Source organism: Brachybacterium sp. AG952 (genome assembly GCF_004362645.1).
GTDB classification, from domain to species: domain Bacteria; phylum Actinomycetota; class Actinomycetes; order Actinomycetales; family Dermabacteraceae; genus Brachybacterium; species Brachybacterium conglomeratum.
In genome coordinates, this window is record NZ_SNXV01000007.1 from 56,344 (window position 1) to 74,786 (window position 18,443).

Below are 18,443 nucleotides of genomic sequence, written 5' to 3' on the forward strand. Positions count from 1 at the left end.
CCATGGACGGCTGATGCCCGACCCATCGTAAGCGTCGTCGCCCGTGGAGGAGAGCACCTGCGGGTCTCCTCACGCACCCGGGCGGGGTCGGGCGGGCCGCGGCGCGGGACCTGCACCGCTCCGCGCGGCGGGTTCAGCTCGCCGCGATCACGGCGGCGAGAGGTCGGGAGAGCTCCCCCGCCCCCTCCCCGGTGCGCACCTCGACGGCCTCGAGGCCCTGCCAGCGCGCGGCCCGGTCCAGCTCCGCGGCGAGCGCGGCGACGACGCGGCCCGTGCCCGGCCGCTGCCGGGCGGGCAGGTGCGGGAGCGGTTCGGCGAAGACGCCGCGCACCTCCAGCACCCCGCGCTCGCGGTCCGCGCGCAGATCGGTGCGCGCCGGGATCACGTCCCCGAGCAGGAGGAGCAGGGAGTAGTAGCCGGTGGTGCGCTGCGGCGCGGGGGTGTAGATGCCGATGCGGTACTCGACGTCGAAGAGCTGCTCGAGCCGGGGCCGGTGGAAGACGATCGGGTCGAAGGGGCTGACCAGGGCGGTCGTGCGCAGCGGGCTCGGGCCGGGCGCGTCGCGGTGGAGGAGCATGGTGCGGGTCCCTGCGGGATGGGCGACCTCGACCTCGGTCAGCTCGCCGCGCGCGAGCAGCTCGTCGATCGCGGGCCGCACCTGCCCGATCCGGAGGCGGAAGTAGTCGGCGATCGCGCCCGGGTCGGAGATCCCCAGCGAGCGCGTGGCGAGAGCCGTGAGGCGGGCGACCGCCTCCGCCTCGGGGACGGGCGGCTCCTCGCGCGGGGGCGCCGGCGTGTAGAGCCGCTCGAACTGGGAGTTGCGGCCGACGCAGTCCAGCTCCCCGCTGCGGAAGAGGTACTCCACGGCCCACTGGCTGCGGGTGCGCCGCCATCCCCAGCCCTCGCCCCGTTCGGTGTCGCCGAGGTGGCGGGAGAGGGCGGCCGCGCTCGCGGGGCCGATCTGGGCGAGCGCCTCCCGGACCTGGGGGAACAGGTGCGGGGAAGTGGTGGCGATCTCGCGGATCACTCCCCAGTCGCGCTCGGAGGTGGCGCGGCGGCGGAAGTCCAGCAGGGTGTGGACCTCCTCGGTCGTGAACGCGGCCTCGTGGGCGAGGGTCTCGCGGACCAGGCGGGAGCGTCCGGGCTGGGAGGCGCGGTCGAGGGCGGCGGGGTCCCAGATCCCGGTGCGGGTGAAGACGGGCAGGTGGTGGGCGCGGGCGAAGACGCTCACGGAGTCGATCTGCAGCAGGTGGGTGCGCTCGAGGGTGCGGACGAGGGCGCGCCGGCTCGCGGCGGCCTGCGGCATCGTCGTCCGGCGCGTGCCGCCCATCCCCTGGGCGCGCAGCGCGATGCGGCGGGCCGCGCTCCAGCTCAGCGCTTCGACCACGGCGCGCTCCGTCCCCCGTGCCCCCGATGCGGTCCTCGGCCGCGCTGCACCCGCCGGCCCCTGCACCGCCCCGAGGGCAGAGGGTGTTGTCCCGGGCGCACGGACGGGCGGGAGGACATCTCGCGATGCCCTCCCGCCCTCTGGAGCTGGTCCCGGATCAGGACGCCTTCTGCTCCCCGTCGAGCTCGATCACGCCGTAGCTCCAGCCCTTGCGGCGGTAGACCACCTTGGGGTTGCCGGACTCGGCGTCGACGAACAGGAAGAAGTCGTGGCCGACGAGCTCCATGTGGTAGAGCGCGTCGTCGACGCTCATGGGCTTGGCGGTGTGCTTCTTCTCGCGAATGATCACGGGGCTGCCCGCCTCGGCCAGGTCGGCCTCGCGGGTCTCGCCGGGCTCGGGGGCCTCGGTGCTCTCGGCGGCCGGTTCCTCGGCCGGTCGCAGCGACTCGGGCATCTCCTGGTCCGCGGGCATGGTGCGCAGGCTCGCGCCGGTCCCCTGATGGGCGCGGTCGCGTCCGCGGCGATGGTCCTTGCGCCGGTCACGGGCGCGACGGAGTCGTTCGAGGAGCTTGCCGTAGGCGATGTCGAGCGCGCCGTAGAGGTCGTCGGCACGGGCCTCGGAGCGGATCACCGCGCCGTTCTCGTGCACGGTGAGCTCGACCCGGTCGCTGAGCTCGGCCTGACGGGGGTTCTTCTCCTGCGAGACCTCCACGTCGACGCGGAGCGCCGCGGGAGCGAACTGGGTGACCTTGTCGAGCTTCTCGGTGAGATGACGGCGGAAACGATCCGGGACGTCCATATGACGTCCGACGACATTGATCTCCATGAGTGGTTTCTCCTCCTGTCCGGGTGCGGCCGCTCGGAGCCCGGCCGCGATGGCTCTTGGTCGGGGTGCGCACCTCCTGATCGAGGACTGCTCGCCCATGTGTGGCGAGGAACACCAAGCATGCCACGTTTCCCTCAGCGTTTCCTGGCCATCCGTCCCGAGGTTCCCTTCCGTGCGCGTGCTGTTCACCCGGGTTCGTCCGCTTCGCCCGGCCCCGGGGGCGCTTCGCCCGGTCCCGCGGACGCGACGACCCCGGGCACCCGCGCGGAGGCGATCACGGCCGCGCCGAGCACCTCGATCCCCTCCGCGTCGAGCGCCTCGTGCATGCCGCGCAGCGTCGCGCCGGTCGTGACGACGTCGTCGACGACGATCACCGGGGCGTCCAGGGCGCGGGCGCGCCGCGCCTGCGCAGGGTCCAGGCGGATCCGCCGCAGCCTCCTGGCCCGGGCGCCGCGTCCCTCCTGCGCGGTGGTCGGTGCGGCGCGCAGGAGGAGTGCGCGCCCGGCGCCCTCCCGATCGAGCGCCCGCACGAGCTCGGCGGTGTGGTCCTCCCCGCGGCGCAGCCGGGCCGCCGGCCGGGAGGGCACCGGGACGAGGAGGGGCTCGGCGACGCCCGATCCCTCCGCGAGCCGCCGCACCGCGGGGGCGAGTCCTGCGGCCAGCGCCCCGCACAGGTGCAGCATCCCGCCGTTCTTCCAGGCGAGCACGAGCCTCTGCAGGTCTCCCCCGTACTCGCCGAGCGCGAGCACGGGCAGGAGCGGGCTGTGGTCCACGCCCGCGGGCAGAAGCAGCCCCTCCCGGCTCTGCTCCCGCACCCGGGCGGCGCTGAGCACCTGGAGCGCATCGCAGCAGGCGTCGACCCGCAGCGGCGAGGCCTGCAGCAGCGCCGCGCAGTCCGGGCAGAGCCGGGTGCTGTCCCGGCCGCAGGGGCAGCTGCGCGGCGCGACGAGGGAGCAGGTCTGCGCGGCGACCTCCGCGAGCAGGGCGAGCGCGCGCTCGCCCCGGCCGGCCCCCGGGTCAGGCCGCGTGCGAGGAGAGGCGTGCCGTGGCGCTCCGCTGTGCATGGGCCGATCCCAGCACCGGGAGCGTCCCGGCACGAGCGGCGTGGCCGAGCGGTGGACGGGGCGGCGCTGGGGAGGGGAGGTCGACGGCGGTACGCGGAGCGGCTCGGGCGGCGTCAGCAGCTCAGGTGATGTCAGCAGCTCGGGCGGCGTCAGTAGAAGCCGGGATCGCGGCCGGTCACCTCGACGCCGCGCCAGCCCTCCCCGTCGGTGCGGCGCAGGTTCCCCTCCGCATCGGCGGCCCAGACCGTCTCGGCCACCACGGAGCCGGTCAGGCGCACGGTGCCGGGCGGCGGGGTGGGCAGCGGCTCGATGGTGCCGGAGAGGTCCTGCAGCTGGGCGCGCAGCTCGCCGGTGCCGGGATCGGTCCCGAGCACCACGACGGTGCCCTCGTCGTACCAGCTGACCTGGCGCACGTCGGCGAAGAAGGTGCGCACCAGGATCGGCTCGGTGAGGGCGGAGGGGACGCCCTCGGCGTCGCGCACCACGGCGCACAGCTCGAGCCGGCCCTCGCCCGCCTCGTCGGAGAGCACCAGCATCCGCGTGTCGTCGGCGGCGATGTCCAGGGAGCGCACCTCGCGGCCGGCGAGCCAGGGCGCATCGACCTTCGCGTCGTGCTCGGCCCCCTTGCCCGACAGGGCCAGCAGCGCGCCCGCGCTCGAGCCGACGGAGGTCCACACCCAGCCGGCGCCGTCGATGCGAGGAGGGACGAAGCCCGTGCCCGTCGCGGCCTCGCGCAGCGGGACCGAGCCGTCGGTCGAGGCGATCAGCACCTGCGCGCCGTCGAGGCTGCGGGCGGCGGCGAGCCCGCCGTCCGGGGCGATCGCCGGGGAGGCGATCTCCTGTCCGGCGAGGTCGGGGACGAGCTGCGGCGGGTCCGCGCTGCCGGGATCGGCCAGGGAGATCACGCCGGTGGGTCCGGCGGCGATCGGCCGGTGCCCCGGCAGGGCCCGCTCCACCCGGCCGTCCTCCTCGAGCGACAGCTCCCTGCCGTCCTGCACGAGGCGCACCACCGAGAGGCTGCGCAGGGAGCGCAGCGAGGACTCCAGCTGGGACAGGGCCAGGCGTCGCGGCTCCGCGGCCAGGCCGGTGATCACGCCCGGCACCTCGACCTGGGCGGTGCCGTCGGCCCCGCTCTCCACCTCGGCGTCCGTGATGCCGGAGCCGCGGGGGATCTGGCTGCCCACGGCCCCCTCAAGGAAGCTCACCGGTCCTGCGGCGAGGCCCTCGAGCACGGCCGTGGCGCCGCGGCGCAGCGGCAGCCAGCGGTGGTCGGGCACGAGATGCCGTTCCCGGGCGTCGAGGAAGTACAGGCGCGCCGGGGAGTAGAGGGTCTCGAAGGCCGCCTCGGAGAGGAAGATCCCGTCAGGCACCTCGCTCAGGCGCCACTGGTCCTCGACCTCCTCCACCGCGACGGCGAGCTCCTGCGGGGTGGGGCCGGCGAGCGCGCTGCGCACTCCGCGGGCATCGACCACGGCGACCGCCTGCAGGCCGAGCACCAGGCGCCCCTCGCTCTCCTCGCGCACCTGCAGCTCCTGGCTGCCGGAGTAGATGGTGATCCGGGCCTCGGGGTCCCAGCCGGCGCTCGCCTCCTCGGTGAGATAGGCGCGGGCGACGGCGAAGTCGTCCTCGGAGCCGACGCCGGCCTGGACGAAGCCCGCGAGGACCTCCTGGGCGGTCGCGCCGTCGGCCGGGGGCAGGGCGCGCACGTAGGGCGCTCCGGGATGGGAGCTGCCGGTCAGGGTGCGGCTGTCGATCCCGGAGTCGACGGGGATGCGGGCGCAGCCCGCGCCGAGGCCCAGCAGGGCGGCGGCGCCGAGGGCGTGCAGCACGGTGCGGCGGTCGGGTCTCATCGCGCTCCTGCGTCCTTCTCCTCGGCCGCGGCGTCCTCGGCCGGGCCCTCCCCCTCGGGGTGCCGGGCCGCGGCGTCCTCGCCGGCGGGATGGTCGAGGTCGGTGGTGTCGAGATCGGGCAGCAGGTCGGGGCCGATGCGGATCTCGCCGGTCGGCGTCGGGGAGACGGCGGCGTCGGCGAGGGCGCGGTCGAAGGGCCGCTCCAGCCGCAGCGGGGAGCGGACCAGCTCGGTGCCGGGGCGGCGCGGGAGCGTGAGCCGGAAGACCGCGCCCTCGCCCTCCTGTCCCCAGGCCTGCAGCCAGCCGCCGTGCAGGTGGGCGTCGGAGGCGGAGATCGACAGGCCGAGCCCCGTCCCGCCGAGGGTGCGGGCGCGGGAGGGGTCCGCGCGCCAGAACCGGTCGAAGACGCGGCGGGCGTCCTCCGGGGAGATGCCGTGGCCGAAGTCCTGCACCACCACGGCGACGGCGTCCTCGTCGCCCGCGGTCTGGACCAGCACCGGGCTGCCCGCGCCGTGCTCGATCGCGTTGGTCAGCAGGTTCCGCAGGATCCGGTCCACCCGTCTCGCGTCGACGACCGCGGTGGAGGCTCCCTCGCCGAGGCGCACGTCCAGCAGGCAGCCGCGTGCCCCGGCGAGCGGGCGCACGTCCTCGACCGCACGCATGACCAGCGCATCCATGTCCTCGCGCAGGGCCTCGAGCTGCGCCGCGCCCGCATCGAAGCGGGAGATCTCCAGCAGGTCGGCCAGCAGCACCTCGAAGCGCTGCACCTGCGCGGCCAGCAGCTCGGTGGTGCGCTGCAGCTCCCCGGGCAGCTCCTGGCGGCGCGAGTCCAGCACCGAGGAGGCCATCCGGATCGTGGTCAGCGGGGTGCGCAGCTCGTGGGAGACGTCGGAGACGAAGCGCTGCTGGACGCGGGAGAGCTCGGTGAGGTCGTCGACCTTCTGCTCGAGGCTGCGGGCCATGTCGTTGAAGGACTCCCCCACCCGGGCGAGCTCGTCGGCGCCCGCGACCTCGACACGACTGGTGAGGTCCCCGGCGGCCATCCGCTCGGCGGCGTGCGCGGCGCGCTTGAGCGGGGTGGTGACCATGCGCGCGATGGCGATCGCGATGCCGAGGATGAGGCTCAGCAGCACGAGCCCTCCGCCGAGGATCACCCGCTGGACGAAGGCGAGGGTCTCCTGCTCCTCCTGGAAGGAGTAGATGAGGTACAGGTCGTAGGAGCCCGCGCCGGGCACCACCACCCGGGTGCCGACGAGCAGCGCGGGCTCGGTGCGCCCCGTCTCGTCCTCCCTCCCGATCGAGCGCCAGGAGACGGCGTCGGGCTGCGCGGCGACGGCGGCCGCGAACTCGTCGTCGACCTCGTCGAAGAGGGTCCGGTCGGAGGAGGCGACCGGGAAGACAGTCCCCGTCGTCTCCACGGGCACGAGCGCGACCTCGCGGCGGTCGCCGCCTCCCTGCCCGCCCGTGGACTGCACGAACGCGCTGACCGCGTCCTGCTGCTGGGTGCTGGTCGCGCCGGAGAGCTGGGCGAGGGACTCCCCCAGCTCGTCGCGCACCTCGACCGTCTCCTCGAGGACCCGGTCGCGGCGCTGCTCGTAGAGTCCGTCGGCGATGACGGTGGAGAGATAGGCGCCGACGGCCAGCAGCGCCAGCGTCGACAGCAGAGTGGTCACCAGCACGACCCGCAGCGCGAGGGACCAGCTGCTCGGGTCCGCGGCCTGGCGGAGACGGTCGCGCAGGAGCGCCGGGGGCCGGGCCCTCTCCGGAGCGCTCACCGCGGCGCGGGCACGCTCAGGACCCGCTCCCCGCGCGGTAGCCGACCCCGCGCACGGTCACCACGATCGAGGGGTTCTCCGGGTCCTGCTCGATCTTCGAGCGCAGCCGCTGCACGTGCACGTTGACCAGGCGCGTGTCGGCGCTGTGGCGGTATCCCCACACGTCGCGCAGCAGCACGTCGCGGGTGAAGACCTGCCAGGGCTTGCGGGCCAGCTGGGTGAGGAGGTCGAACTCGAGCGGGGTGAGGGAGATCAGCTCCCCGTCCCGGCGCACCTCGTGGCCGTCGACGTCGATCGTGAGGTCGCCGATGGTCAGCTGCTCGGTGGTCGGCGGCTCGACGCGGCGCACCCGCGCCTTGATCCGCGCCACCAGCTCCTCGGGCTCGAAGGGCTTGGTGAGATAGTCGTCGGCGCCCGCCTCGAGCCCCTCGACCACGTCGGCGGTGTCGGTGCGGGCGGTGAGCATGATGATCGGGACCCCTGACTCGCGGCGGATCCGGCGGCACACCTCGATGCCGTCCATCCCGGGGAGCATGAGGTCCAGCAGCACGAGGTCGGGACGCAGGCGAGGGAACGCCTCCAGGGCGGAGGCGCCGTCGGGCGAGGTCGCGACCTCGAAGCCCTTGCCGCGCAGGACGATCCCGACCATCTCGGCGATCGCCTGATCGTCGTCGACCACGAGGATCCGTGAAGGCGTCGTCATGGGGGCCATTGTGCCACCGGGCGGGGCCGACGCCGGGGAGCCCGGCCGCCGGGGTGTCCGGACGGTAGCCTCGCGGGCGCCCCGAGCACCGCACCCCGCCCCACGACGCCCTGCACCGCGACGCCCGGTCGCCGGAAGACGCCGGGGTGTCGACGTTCGTCGTATCGGCGGCGGGCCACCACTCCGTAGGGTCGGCTCCAGCAGTCCTGCTCGACCCGCTGCGACGGGGACGAGCACCAGCCGATGGAGGAGCACCGATGAGCAGTCCGTGGACCGCCCCCGGGGCGGAGGTCCCGAGCGAGCCGACAGGCCCGGGAGGCTCCGGCGGCCCCGGCAGCTGGGGGCGGCCGGCCCCCTCCGCGCCCGACGGTCCCGCAGGGCCGGGAGGTCCGGCCCCGACGGGCGCGCCGCAGCGCGAGCTGGTGCAGTCCGTGCCGCTGTTCCCGCTGCGGCCGCTGGGGCTCGGCGAGATCCTCGGCGCGGCCGTGCGTATCTATCGCCTGCGCACCCGTGCGGTGCTCGGCGTCTCCGCGGCGGTGTACGGGGTCGCCTTCGTGCTCATCACCCTGTCCACCGGGGCGGGGATGATGCCGATGATCGGCGACATGCAGGCCGCGATGCAGGACCCCACAGGCTCGAGCGAGGTCCCCTTCACCGGCACCGTCGGCGACATCGTCCTGACCGTGGTCACCAGCGTGATCACGGGCCTCGTCACGATGATCGCGGCCTCCCTGGTCACGGTCGCCCTGACCCGCCTCGCGCTCGGCGAGGCCACCGGAACGCCGCTCCCGACCTCCGAGATGTGGGCGACGATGCGGCGCCGGGGCCTGCCCGCCCTCGGCGTCAGCCTGCTCATCGCGCTGATGTCGACGATCCTGTTCACGGTGCCCTTCGCGCTGGGTCTGGCGCCGATCCTGATCGTGCAGGAGCCGGGCTGGCTGACGATCCTCCCGATCCTGCTCGGCACGGTCGTGGGCTTGCTGGCGATGCTGTGGCTGTGGGCGCGGACCGTGCTGGCGATCCCGGCGCTGGTCCTCGAGGAGACGGGCGTGCTCGGCGCGATCCGCCGCGGCTTCGCGCTCACCCGCGGCAGGCGCCTGTGGCGGGTGCTAGGCATCGCGGTGCTGCTGTACGTGCTGTACATGGTCGTCACGTACACCGTCTCCGGGGTGTTCGGCATGGTCGCCGGCATCGCATATTTTGCGATCCTGCTGGTCAGCGCCGGGGAGGCGGTGGTGCTGGGCGTGGCTCTGCTGACCATCCTCTCGATGCTCGGCACGTATCTGGCGACCTTCCTCCTGGCTCCGTTCCTCTCCGCCGGGTACACCGCGCTGTACGCCGATGTGCGGATGCGCGACGAGGCCTGGGACGTGGAGCTCACCCGCCGGGCCCGTGACGCCTGGGCGGCGGACGGGGCCCGATGATCCCGGCCGCACCGCGGCTCGGCCCCGACGAGGCGCGCGAGCGGATCCTCGAGGAGCTCGCGAAGGACGAGTACGACGACTCCCCCGGCTTCGTCGCCTGGCTGCTCGGCGCGATCGAGGACTGGCTGGCGCGCATGGTCGACGGCGTCGACGGGTCCTCGGCCACGCAGACCGTGATCGCGGTGGTGCTGGCGCTGGTCCTCGCCGCGGTCGTGGTGCTGGTGCTGCGGCGCACCGGCCTGCTGCGCCGCAGCCCCGCCCTCGCCGTCGACGCGGCGCTCGACGCCGAGCCGGTGCTCAGCGGGGAGGAGCTGCGCGGCGCCGCCCGCGACGCGATCGACGCGGGACGCACCGACGACGGGACCGTGCTCGCGCTGCGCGCGCTGGTGCGCGACCTCGAGGAGCGCACCCTGCTGGACGTCGCGACCGGCATGACCGCCCACGAGGCCGCGACTCGTGCCGCGCTCACCTTCCCCGACCTGCGGGGCCGGCTCCAGCGCGGGGCGGACGCCTTCGACACGGCCGCCTACTCGGTGCGGAGCGTCGGGGGGAAGCCGGCCGAGGACATGCTGCGCCTGGCCGAGTACATCGCCGAGACGTCCCCCGACCTCTCCGCGCTCGAGCAGGCCGAGGCGGGGACCCCCGCATGAGCGCCCCCGCACCGACCGAGCCCGCCGCGCCCCGCGACGCGGCGGGGACGGACGCCGCCCCGCCGGGAGCGGGCGCTCCCTCCGGCGCCGCGCAGGAGCGGCGCCGGCCCTGGCTCGTCGCCGCCGTCGTCCTCGCGGTGATCGCCGCGGTCCTCGTCTCCGTGGCGCGGGGCCTGTACCGCGACGGCCCGCTCGAGCCCGACGCCCCCACCGGCCAGGGCGCGAAGGCCGTCGTCCAGGTGCTCGGCGACCTCGGCGTCGAGGTCGAGACGAAGCGGCACACGGCCGACGCCGCCGAGGACCTCCGGGCGGGCGGGACCGTGCTGCTGACCGCGCCGAAGAGCCTCAGCGGCGAGCAGCTCACGACGCTCGCGGAGGCGCGCGAGGAGGGCGGGGGCCGGCTGATCGTGCTCCGGCCCGACTTCGTCGCCCTCTCGTATCTCACCTCCGGCATCACCCCCTCCGGCGCGCTGCGGGAGCAGACGCGGGTCGAGGCGGGCGCGGCCTGCGGGGACCTGTCCCACGGCGCCCGCGTGCTGGAGGTGCCCGATGAGGAGGACGCCCTGGACGGGCCCGCCTCCCTCTACTCCGCGAGCGGCGCCGGGACCACGAGCTGCTTCGGGTCGGAGAGCGGCGCGCTCGTCGCCGAGTCCGACGGGGTCCTCGTGCTCGGCAGCCCGGACCTGCTCACCAACGACGGCGTGGGCCGGGCCGACAACTCCGCGCTCGCGCTCAACGCCCTGTCCGCCTCCGAGGAGCTGACCTGGTACGTGCCCTCGGCAACGGATCCCCAGGGGACCTCCTCGCCGTCCCTCGTCGACCACCTGCCAGGGTGGATCGGTCCGGTCGCGGCGTGGCTCGTGCTGGCCGCGGTGCTGGCGCTGATCGCGCTGGGCCGACGCCCCGGCCCCGTGGTGGTCGAGCCGCTGCCGGTGACCGTGCGCCCCCAGGAGCTGGTGCTCGGCCGGGCACGGCTCCTGCAGCAGGCCTCGGCCCGCGACGCGGCCGCCGCCGCCCTGCGCGCCGCCGCCGCGACCCGCCTCGCCGACCGGCTCGGGCTGCGCCACGAGTCCGCGCTCGACGGGCTCCTGGCGGCGCTGGCCCCGCACGTCGAGGAGTCCCCGGAGCAGCTGCGTGCGCTCCTCGGCCCCGCCCCCGTCGCAACCGACCGCGACCTCGTGCGCCTCGCCCACGACCTCGACCGTCTCGAGAAGGAGATCGACCGATGACCGACCCCGTCCCGCCGCGGCCCGACGCCCCCGGCGCCGGCGCGCCCCAGCCCTCCCCCGCCCCGCAGGGCGGCCAGCCCGATGCGTCGGCCGTCGCCCCGTCGACCCCCGCGGTCGACGTCGACACCCGTGCTCAGCTGCAGGGGCTCGCCGCCGAGATCCACAAGGGCGTCGTCGGCCAGGACGCGGCGATCACCAGCCTCGTCGTCGCCCTGCTGTGCCGCGGGCACGTGCTGCTCGAGGGCGTGCCGGGCGTCGCGAAGACCCTGCTCGTGCGCTCGCTCGCGGAGGCGCTCGACGTGCGGATGCGCCGCGTGCAGTTCACCCCGGACATGATGCCCGGCGACATCACCGGCTCCCTCGTCTACGACAACTCCACCAGCGACCTCGTCTTCCGCGAGGGCCCGGTGTTCACGAACCTGCTGCTGGCCGACGAGATCAACCGCACGCCCCCGAAGACGCAGTCCGCGCTGCTGGAGGCGATGGAGGAGCGGCAGGTGACGATCGACGGGGCGAGCCGCCCCCTGCCCGATCCCTTCCTCGTCGTCGCCACGCAGAACCCGATCGAGTTCGACGGCACCTACACCCTGCCCGAGGCGCAGCTGGACCGCTTCCTGCTCAAGGCGGTGATGCCGCTGCCGGAGCGGGAGGTCGAGGTGGACGTGCTGCGCCGCCACGCCGACGGCTTCGACACCACCGATCTCGCCGCCATGGGCCTGCGCGCCGTCGTGGACGTCCCCTCCCTGCACCGCGCCCAGCAGGACGTCGCCCGCGTCGCCGCGGAGGATCCCGTCGTGCGGTACATCGTGGACGTGTGCCGGGCGACGCGCCGCTCCCCGAGCTTCACCCTCGGCGTCTCCCCGCGCGGCGCGATCGCGCTGCTGCGCACCGCCCGCGCCTGGGCGTACCTCTCGGGCCGGGACTTCATCACCCCCGACGACGTGAAGGCCATGGCCCCGGCGACGCTCTCGCACCGGGTGCGGCTGACCACCGAGGCCGAGCTGGAGGGCACCCAGGTCGAGGCCGTGCTCGCCGCGACCCTCGCCTCCGTGCCGGTCCCCCGCTGAGCGTCCCATGAGGATCTCGTTCACCCCGCGTGCGGCCCTGGCCGCGCTGCTCGCGCTGCCCGTGATCGTGCTGTGGCCGCTGTGGTGGGTGGTCCTGATCCTGCTTGCGCTGTGGGCGCTCGTGGTCCTCGCCGATGCGCTGGCCGCCCCGGCCCCGCAGCGGATCCGGGTGCGTCGCGAGGCGCCGGCGCAGGTGCGTCTGGGCGGCACCGTCCCCGGGCGCCTGCTGCTGACGAACACCACCGCGCGCCGTGCACGGCTCGAGGTGCGCGACGCCTGGAACCCGACCGCGGGCCTCGCCTCCCAGCACAGCCGCCTCGACCTGCCCGGCCAGGAGCGGCGCGCGATCGCCCAGTCGTTCACCCCCACGCGGCGCGGCGAGCACAGCTCCCGGCAGCTGCTGATCGGCTCGCTCGGCCCGCTGGGCCTCGCCCGCCGCAGCGCCCGCGTCCCGGCGCCCGGGCGGATGCTGGCCCTGCACCCCTTCGGCTCCCGCAAGCACCTCCCCTCCCGCGTCCAGCGGCTGCGGGAGATCGAGGGGCTCGCCGCGATCCACCAGCGAGGACAGGGCACCGAGTTCGACTCCCTGCGCGACTTCGTGGACGGCGACGACGTCCGCTCGATCGACTGGCGGGCGACCGCGCGCCGGCGCAGCGTGGTGGTGCGCACCTGGCGGCCCGAGCGGGACCGTCACGTGCTGATCGTGGTGGACACCTCGCGCACCTCCGCCGGACGCCTCGGCGAGGCGACGAGGCTCGATTCCGCCTTCGACGCGGCGCTGCTGCTGACGGCGCTGGCCGGGCAGGCCGGGGACCGGGTGGACCTGCTGTGCGTGGACCGGATCCCGCACGTCTCGGTGCTCGGCTCCACCCGCACCAAGGTGCTCCACGACATGGTCGCCGCGACCGCGGCCGTGGAGCCGGCGCTGGTGGAGACGGACTGGGAGCGCGCCGCGGCCGCGATCGAGTCCCGCACCCGCCGCGGCTCCCTCGTCGTGCTGATAACGCCGGTGGAGGCTCAGGTGCTCCATGCCGGGCTGCTGCCAGTCGCGGCGCGCCTGGCCAAGGACCATCCCCTGGTGCTCGCCTCGGTCGCCGATCCCGCGCTCGAGGAGCTCGCCGGAGGGCGCGGCGATCTCGAGACCGTCTACCGGGCCGCCGCCGCGGAGCGCGCCCGCTCCGAGCGCGCCGGGGTCTCCCATGCCCTCGAGCGCGTCGGCGCGCACGTCGTCGACGCCCCGCCGGACCGGGCCCCGCAGGCCCTCGCCGACGCGTATCTCTCCCTCAAGGCCGCCGGCCGGCTCTGATCCGGCCGGCATCGCGTTCCAGGGGCCACTGCGCCCTCGCCCTCACCAGGAGGAAGGTCAGCCACGGGCGCTGGGCGTACTAGTACGCCAATATCGTCGTACTGGTACGCCCAGCGCCACTGCGTGACCATGCCGCTGCCGTGTGAGAACAGGATGGGGCGGGGTGAGCCGCTCAGACCGTCCCGGCGATGTGCCGCGGCTCGCGGACGATCAGCTGGTAGGTGTGCCAGTGCTTGGGTCCGGCGAAGGAGCGCCCGTCGTGCTCCTCCTCGTCGAGCGCGAGCACCTCGAGCCCGGTGAGCAGCTCCTCGAGATCCGCTCTGGTCAGGAAGGTGCCCTCCGTCCCCGCCCAGTCGTCCCGGTCGCCGAAGAGGTCCACCGCCAGGACGCCGTGCGGCCTCAGCGCAGAGCGCACGGCTCCCCACAGCTGCGGGAACGCCGCCCGGGGCACGAAGGACAGCGTCGCGCAGGACAGCACGAGGTCCGCAGGAGGGATCGGGAACGGGACGGCGAGGTCCGTCGTGGTGTGGATGATGTCCAGCGTCCGTGCCATGCCGGCCATCCCCGCCTCGACGCTGACGTCCGCGTCGAAGGTGTGCACGCGAAAGCCGCTGTCGGCGAGATGGCGTGCCTCGATTCCGGCACCGCTGCCGAGCTCGACCGCGACGAGCCGGTCATCGGGCGTCGTCCGAAGTGAGCGCCCGCGCTCCTCGAGCACGAGCTGCGCGGCGCGCACTGCAAGAGGCCGCACCGGCCGGCCCTCCTGGGCCTCGTTGTAGGCCGCGAAGTCACGGTCGGCGCTGCGCTCCTGCATCCCCCGAGGCTAGAGGACGTGCCGTCTCGCCCCGTCGCGCGCGGCCACGAGGCCCGAGCGGCGGTGACCGGCGCACGGCCACGAGGCCGCACCATCGGTGCTCGGCCCCCAGCCCTGGCCGCCGTCGCAGGGCTCGGCCCTCAGGCGGCGATCACCGGGCTCGGCGCTCAGGCGGCGGTGGCGACGCGGGAGCCGACGAGCTCCTCGGAGAGGTCGCCGGAGATCCCGGCGCGATGCGCCTGGCGGCCCCGCACGAGCATGTACGCGAGGAACGCCAGCCAGGCCGCCGCGCCGACCGCGATCCGCAGCGCCGGAGGCAGGGAGCTCGGCGTCACGAAGGCCTCGATGAACCCCGCGACCAGCAGCACGGGCACCAGCCCGATCGCGACGGTGACCAGGGAGCGGGCGGCGTGGGAGAGCGCCCACGGGCGCGGCAGCGGGCCGGGGCGCACCCAGGCCCAGAAGGTGCGCAGCCCCGCACCGGCGCCGACGACGATCGCGGTGATCTCCAGCAGGCCGTGCGGGAGGATGAACACGAAGAAGGTGTCCAGTCCCCCGTAGGCGCCCAGCACCCCCGCGGACAGGCCGACGTTCAGCCCGTTCTGCAGCAGCATGTAGACGGGCCAGAAACCGGTCACCCCCAGCACCACGGACTGCACTGCGATCCACGCGTTGTTCGTCCACACCCGGGCGGCGAAGCCCGAGGCCTCGCCCTCGAAGTAGTAGGCGACGAAGTCCCGCTGGGCGAGGGCGCGCTGCTGCGCCTCCGGCACCACGAGCTCGCGCGCGGTCGCGTCGAGGCCGAAGTACAGCCCGGAGACGAGGGAGGAGAGCAGGAAGATCGAGGCCGCGAGCGCGACCGTCCAGCGGGCCTGGAACAGCGCCGAGGGGAGGTCCTCCCAGAAGAAGGTGCGCGCGTGCTTCCACAGCGGGATCCGCGCCCCGGTGATCCGCAGCCGGGCGCGGTGGACCAGGAGGGAGAGCCGGGAGATCAGCGCGGGATCCGGCACGGTGGAGCGGACCGTGGAGAGGTGGGTGGAGACCTCCTGGTAGAGCGCGAGCAGCTCGTCGATGCCGCCCGCATCGAGGGTGCGGGCGCGGGTGAGCTCCTCGAGACGGTCCCACTGCGGCCGGTGCACGGCGATGAAGGCGTCGGTGTCCACGCAGACAGGGTAGGCGGTGCCCTCCCCCGTCCACGGCCGACGAAAGTCGGGGGCGGCCCGGCCGGAAGCCGACGCTCGACGCTGACGGCACCTCCTCGCTCCTGCCAGGATGGGGTCATGGCACTTTCGGGCACTGCGGCGGCCGTCTCTCCCTCGAGCCGCCGCGACGCGCTGATCACCGGCGATGCGGTCCTGCTCGACCTGCGCACCGCCTCCTTCGCGACCCGCATCGTCTCCGCCGTGATCGACGGGGTGCTGCAGCTGGCGCTGCTGATCGGGGGGATCCTGTCGGTCGCATGGTTCGCGGACCGCGCCGCCCTGGACGACGGCTTCCTCGCCGCCGGGGTCCTGCTCGCCTCGGTGCTGGCCTATGTCGGCTATCCGGTGCTCAGCGAGCTGCTGCTGCGGGGCCGCTCCGTGGGGCGGCTGGTGATGGGCACGCGGGTGGTGCGCGACGACGGCGGCCCGGTGCACGTGCGCCAGAGCGTGCTGCGCGCGGTGATGGCGATGTTCGAGATCTGGTCGACCACCGGCGCCGTGGCGCTGGTCTGCTCCGTGATCGACCGCCGCTCGCGCCGGATCGGGGATCTGCTGGCCGGGACGATGGTGATCCAGGAGCGCATGCGCACGCATCCCCCGCAGCGCATCGAGGTCCCGCTCTCGCTGCGCGACTGGGCGCAGGCGGCCGACGTGGGCCGGCTCCCGCTGCCGCTGCTGCAGGACATCCGCGCCTTCCTGCCCCGGGCCGGGCAGATCAACGCCGAGTCGCGCCATCAGCTCTCGCGGGACCTGCTGCGCCGCACGCTGCCGCATGTCGCGCCCGCACCGCCCCCGGGCACCCCGCCGGAGGAGTTCCTCGCCGCGGTGCTCGCCGAGCGCTCGCGACGGGACGAGATGCGGCTGCGCAGGGCGCAGGAGCGTCAGCAGGAGCTGGCCGCCGAGGTGCGGGCTGTGCCCTTCTCGGCCTGATCAGTCCGCCGACGGCGCCTCGGCGCGGCCGGCGATCAGCACCGGGATCCCGCCCTCGACCGCGTGGACGCGCCCGCAGTCCGTGCACTGGAGGGCGGCGTCGACGTCGTGCAGCTCCCCGCCGCAGTCCGGGCAGCGCAGCGCCGCACGCACCCAGCCGGGCACGTCCGCGCCGCTCGCCCCGGCCGGCAGCTGCGCGGGAGAGACCTCGGGAGCGTTCGCGGGAACGGCAGCGGGGACGGTCTCCGGGGTCGGCTCGGCAGAGGCCGGCTCGGGAGTCGACTCGGCGGCGTCCGCCACGCCGAGCACGAGCGTCCGGATCTGGTCCAGCACCTGCTCCATCGTCGTCCGCTCCTGCGCCTCGACGTTCAGGCGCAGCAGCGACTCGGTCTGCGAGGAGCGCAGCGAGAGCCACCAGCGCTCGTCCGGGGCGAGGTGCTCGTCCCAGTGGTGCACGGAGAGCCCGTCGAGCTCGTCGATCCGCGCGGCGGGCAGCGACTCGGCGTGGGCGCGCACCCGGGCGGTGGCCGCGACCGCGTCGTCGACGGGGAAGTTGTGCTCGCCGCTGCCGGCGTACGGGGAGTGCTCGGCCACCAGCGCGGAGGCGGTGCCGTCGGTCTCCGCGAGCGCGGCGAGGACGTGCAGCGCGGCGAGCATGCCGGAGTCGGCGAAGAAGAAGTCGCGGAAGTAGTAGTGGGCGGAGTGCTCCACCCCGGCCACCGCGTCCTGCTCGGCCATGATCCGCTTGATGCCGGCGTGGCCCACGGGGGTCAGCAGCATCTCGCCGCCCGCCGCCGCGATGACCTCGTGCACGTGGCGGGAGGCGACTGCGTTGACGGCCACGCGGGGACGCTCCTCCCCCGCGGCGCGGGCACGGGCGATCTCGCGCGAGGCGATCAGCGCCCCGATCGCCGAGGGCGGGACCGGGGTGCCGGTCTCGTCCAGCACGACGCAGCGGTCCGCGTCGCCGTCGAAGGCGAGGCCGAGGTCCGCGCCCTCGCGGCGCACCGCCTTCTGCAGGTCGCGGAGGTTCTCGGGCCGCAGCGGGTCGGCCGGGTGGTGGGGGAAGGTGCCGTCGAGGCCGAAGTGCAGCTCGATCAGCTCCACCTGCTCGAGCGGGCCGAGCACGGCGGGGGCGGTGAGGCCTGCCATCGCGTCGGCCGCGTCGACCACCACGCGCAGTCGCCGGCCCGCGGGCAGGTCGACCAGGCCGTGGAGGGTGCGGGCGTAGTCCTCGAGGGTGTCGATCCGCTCGGAGCGGCCCTCGCCGCGCACGGGGATCTCCCCGGCGGCGAGATACGCCTCGGCGCCCCGGCGCACGTCCTCGAGCCCCGAGTCCCGGCCGACGGGACGCGCGCCGGGCAGGCACAGCTTCATCCCGTTGTCGCGGGCCGGGTTGTGGGAGGCGGTGATCATCAGCCCCGCCGCGCGGTGCAGGCCGGAGGCGCAGTACAGCTGGTCGGTGGAGGACAGTCCGGCGTCGGCGACGATCGCGCCGCGGCGCACGGCGCCCTCGATCACGGCGCGGGACAGCTCCGGGGAGCTCAGGCGCATGTCGTGGGCGACGATCAGCTCAGGCTCCTCCAGGACGTCCGCGAAGGCGGCGCCGAGCGCGCGGGCGATCTCGGCCGTGAGCTGCTCGCCGGCGACGCCGCGGATGTCGTTCGCCTTGACGATGGCGGACAGGTCGTGGGTCGTCTCAGTCATCGCTGTTCCTGATCACGTGGAGGTGGCGGTCGCGCTCGGCAGGACGGCCGGCGGGGCGGCCGCCGGCGTCGCGGGGGCCGTGGCCTCCTGCGCGCGACGTGCCGCGGGGTGCGCCGTCGGGGGTGCCCGGGCCGGCGCTGCCGACCGGGCCGTGCGGGCCCTGGCCGGGAGCGGGCGCGACGGGGCGGCGCACGGCGTCGGCGAGGGCGACGAGGTCGTCGCTGACGTCCTCGCCGCCGGCGACCCGCAGCAGCTCCCAGCCGCGCGGCGGGGTCATGCGGGCGGCATGCTCGTGGCAGAGGTCGTAGGCATGGGGCTCGCTGAGGCGGGAGAGCGGGCCGAGCACCGCGGTCGAGTCCTGGTACACGAAGGTCAGGGAGCTGACTGCCGGCTGCGAGCAGGCGGTCCGGGAGCATTCACGAGCTGGCACGCACAGCAGTGTACGCAGGTCGCGGGCCCGGCGGGCGCGGCGCGCCCGTGGGAGGCGAGGGTGGGGTCCGGCACTGCGG

16 protein-coding genes are annotated in these 18,443 nt (G+C 75.0%); 6 read left to right on the forward strand and 10 right to left on the reverse strand.

Annotated features, from left to right (window positions below):
• Positions 1 to 133 precede the first annotated feature (133 nt).
• The 6 genes from DEU31_RS15515 to mtrA all read right to left on the reverse strand — a co-directional run bounded on the left by DEU31_RS15515 (position 134) and on the right by mtrA (position 7,614).
• Positions 134 to 1,387, reverse strand: coding sequence for a crosslink repair DNA glycosylase YcaQ family protein (locus DEU31_RS15515; protein ID WP_133677787.1), 1,254 nt, complete (start codon positions 1,385 to 1,387; stop codon positions 134 to 136).
• A 157-nt stretch (positions 1,388 to 1,544) separates the two neighbouring features.
• Positions 1,545 to 2,213 carry a ribosome-associated translation inhibitor RaiA gene (gene raiA / locus DEU31_RS15520; RefSeq protein WP_133677788.1) on the reverse strand — a complete coding sequence of 223 codons (669 nt, stop codon included), beginning with the start codon at positions 2,211 to 2,213 and terminating at the stop codon, positions 1,545 to 1,547.
• Positions 2,214 to 2,398: 185 nt separating this feature from the next.
• A complete protein-coding gene (locus tag DEU31_RS15525; RefSeq protein ID WP_133677789.1) occupies positions 2,399 to 3,277 on the reverse strand; it encodes a phosphoribosyltransferase family protein in 879 nt (292 codons plus the stop codon).
• 149 nt (positions 3,278 to 3,426) lie between these two features.
• Positions 3,427 to 5,127, reverse strand: a complete 1,701-nt coding sequence (locus DEU31_RS15530; RefSeq protein WP_133677790.1) for an LpqB family beta-propeller domain-containing protein — start codon at positions 5,125 to 5,127, stop codon at positions 3,427 to 3,429.
• Complete coding sequence (gene mtrB, locus DEU31_RS15535; protein WP_133677791.1) at positions 5,124 to 6,902, reverse strand: MtrAB system histidine kinase MtrB; 1,779 nt, start codon at positions 6,900 to 6,902, stop codon at positions 5,124 to 5,126. The genes DEU31_RS15530 and mtrB overlap by 4 nt, the downstream gene beginning before the upstream one ends.
• Before the next feature lie 16 nt (positions 6,903 to 6,918).
• Entirely contained in the window at positions 6,919 to 7,614 is a 696-nt protein-coding gene (gene mtrA / locus DEU31_RS15540; protein WP_029360252.1) for an MtrAB system response regulator MtrA, read from the reverse strand.
• A gap of 248 nt (positions 7,615 to 7,862) precedes the next feature.
• Between mtrA and DEU31_RS15545 the strand changes: the two genes are divergently transcribed.
• The 5 genes from DEU31_RS15545 to DEU31_RS15565 are packed head-to-tail and all read left to right on the forward strand — an operon-like array spanning position 7,863 to position 13,281.
• Positions 7,863 to 9,029, forward strand: a complete 1,167-nt coding sequence (locus tag DEU31_RS15545; protein WP_133677792.1) for a glycerophosphoryl diester phosphodiesterase membrane domain-containing protein — start codon at positions 7,863 to 7,865, stop codon at positions 9,027 to 9,029.
• Positions 9,026 to 9,679, forward strand: coding sequence for a DUF4129 domain-containing protein (locus DEU31_RS15550; RefSeq protein ID WP_133677793.1), 654 nt, complete (start codon positions 9,026 to 9,028; stop codon positions 9,677 to 9,679). The genes DEU31_RS15545 and DEU31_RS15550 overlap by 4 nt, the downstream gene beginning before the upstream one ends.
• On the forward strand, positions 9,676 to 10,908 hold the full coding sequence (locus DEU31_RS15555) for a DUF4350 domain-containing protein (RefSeq protein ID WP_133677794.1): 1,233 nt from the start codon (positions 9,676 to 9,678) through the stop codon (positions 10,906 to 10,908). The genes DEU31_RS15550 and DEU31_RS15555 overlap by 4 nt, the downstream gene beginning before the upstream one ends.
• Complete coding sequence (locus DEU31_RS15560; RefSeq protein ID WP_133677795.1) at positions 10,905 to 11,975, forward strand: MoxR family ATPase; 1,071 nt, start codon at positions 10,905 to 10,907, stop codon at positions 11,973 to 11,975. The genes DEU31_RS15555 and DEU31_RS15560 overlap by 4 nt, the downstream gene beginning before the upstream one ends.
• A 7-nt stretch (positions 11,976 to 11,982) precedes the next feature.
• Entirely contained in the window at positions 11,983 to 13,281 is a 1,299-nt protein-coding gene (locus DEU31_RS15565) for a DUF58 domain-containing protein (protein ID WP_010549800.1), read from the forward strand.
• Between the two features lie 172 nt (positions 13,282 to 13,453).
• Here the strand turns inward: DEU31_RS15565 and DEU31_RS15570 are convergent, their stop codons facing one another.
• A complete protein-coding gene (locus tag DEU31_RS15570; RefSeq protein WP_133677796.1) occupies positions 13,454 to 14,095 on the reverse strand; it encodes a class I SAM-dependent methyltransferase in 642 nt (213 codons plus the stop codon).
• 167 nt (positions 14,096 to 14,262) lie between these two features.
• Positions 14,263 to 15,258: a stage II sporulation protein M gene (locus DEU31_RS15575; protein WP_133677797.1), complete on the reverse strand. Its 996-nt coding sequence runs from the start codon at positions 15,256 to 15,258 to the stop codon at positions 14,263 to 14,265.
• A 117-nt stretch (positions 15,259 to 15,375) separates the two neighbouring features.
• Between DEU31_RS15575 and DEU31_RS15580 the strand changes: the two genes are divergently transcribed.
• Entirely contained in the window at positions 15,376 to 16,227 is an 852-nt protein-coding gene (locus tag DEU31_RS15580; protein WP_133677798.1) for an RDD family protein, read from the forward strand.
• On the opposite strand, the gene DEU31_RS15585 is transcribed toward DEU31_RS15580, so the two are convergent.
• Both DEU31_RS15585 and DEU31_RS15590 read right to left on the reverse strand, forming a co-directional pair.
• The gene (locus DEU31_RS15585) at positions 16,228 to 17,934 is read right to left on the reverse strand and encodes a phosphomannomutase/phosphoglucomutase (RefSeq protein WP_133677799.1); all 1,707 of its coding nucleotides are present in this window, start codon (positions 17,932 to 17,934) and stop codon (positions 16,228 to 16,230) included. It lies immediately after the preceding gene.
• A complete protein-coding gene (locus DEU31_RS15590; protein ID WP_166649543.1) occupies positions 17,927 to 18,364 on the reverse strand; it encodes a DUF3499 domain-containing protein in 438 nt (145 codons plus the stop codon). Before DEU31_RS15590 ends, DEU31_RS15585 begins: the two co-directional genes overlap by 8 nt.
• Positions 18,365 to 18,443: the final 79 nt, after the last annotated feature.

Bases quoted from the DNA above. Each gene is read 5' to 3' on its own strand.
- DEU31_RS15555 (WP_133677794.1), top strand. From the start codon at position 9,676: ATGAGCGCCCCCGCACCGACCGAGCCCGCCGCGCCCCGCGACGCGGCG.
- DEU31_RS15585 (WP_133677799.1), bottom strand. From the start codon at position 17,934: ATGACTGAGACGACCCACGACCTGTCCGCCATCGTCAAGGCGAACGAC.
- DEU31_RS15580 (WP_133677798.1), top strand. From the start codon at position 15,376: ATGGCACTTTCGGGCACTGCGGCGGCCGTCTCTCCCTCGAGCCGCCGC.
- DEU31_RS15545 (WP_133677792.1), top strand. From the start codon at position 7,863: ATGAGCAGTCCGTGGACCGCCCCCGGGGCGGAGGTCCCGAGCGAGCCG.
- DEU31_RS15560 (WP_133677795.1), top strand. From the start codon at position 10,905: ATGACCGACCCCGTCCCGCCGCGGCCCGACGCCCCCGGCGCCGGCGCG.
- DEU31_RS15525 (WP_133677789.1), bottom strand. From the start codon at position 3,277: ATGCACAGCGGAGCGCCACGGCACGCCTCTCCTCGCACGCGGCCTGAC.
- DEU31_RS15565 (WP_010549800.1), top strand. From the start codon at position 11,983: ATGAGGATCTCGTTCACCCCGCGTGCGGCCCTGGCCGCGCTGCTCGCG.
- raiA (WP_133677788.1), bottom strand. From the start codon at position 2,213: ATGGAGATCAATGTCGTCGGACGTCATATGGACGTCCCGGATCGTTTC.
- DEU31_RS15570 (WP_133677796.1), bottom strand. From the start codon at position 14,095: ATGCAGGAGCGCAGCGCCGACCGTGACTTCGCGGCCTACAACGAGGCC.
- mtrA (WP_029360252.1), bottom strand. From the start codon at position 7,614: ATGGCCCCCATGACGACGCCTTCACGGATCCTCGTGGTCGACGACGAT.
- DEU31_RS15530 (WP_133677790.1), bottom strand. From the start codon at position 5,127: ATGAGACCCGACCGCCGCACCGTGCTGCACGCCCTCGGCGCCGCCGCC.
- DEU31_RS15550 (WP_133677793.1), top strand. From the start codon at position 9,026: ATGATCCCGGCCGCACCGCGGCTCGGCCCCGACGAGGCGCGCGAGCGG.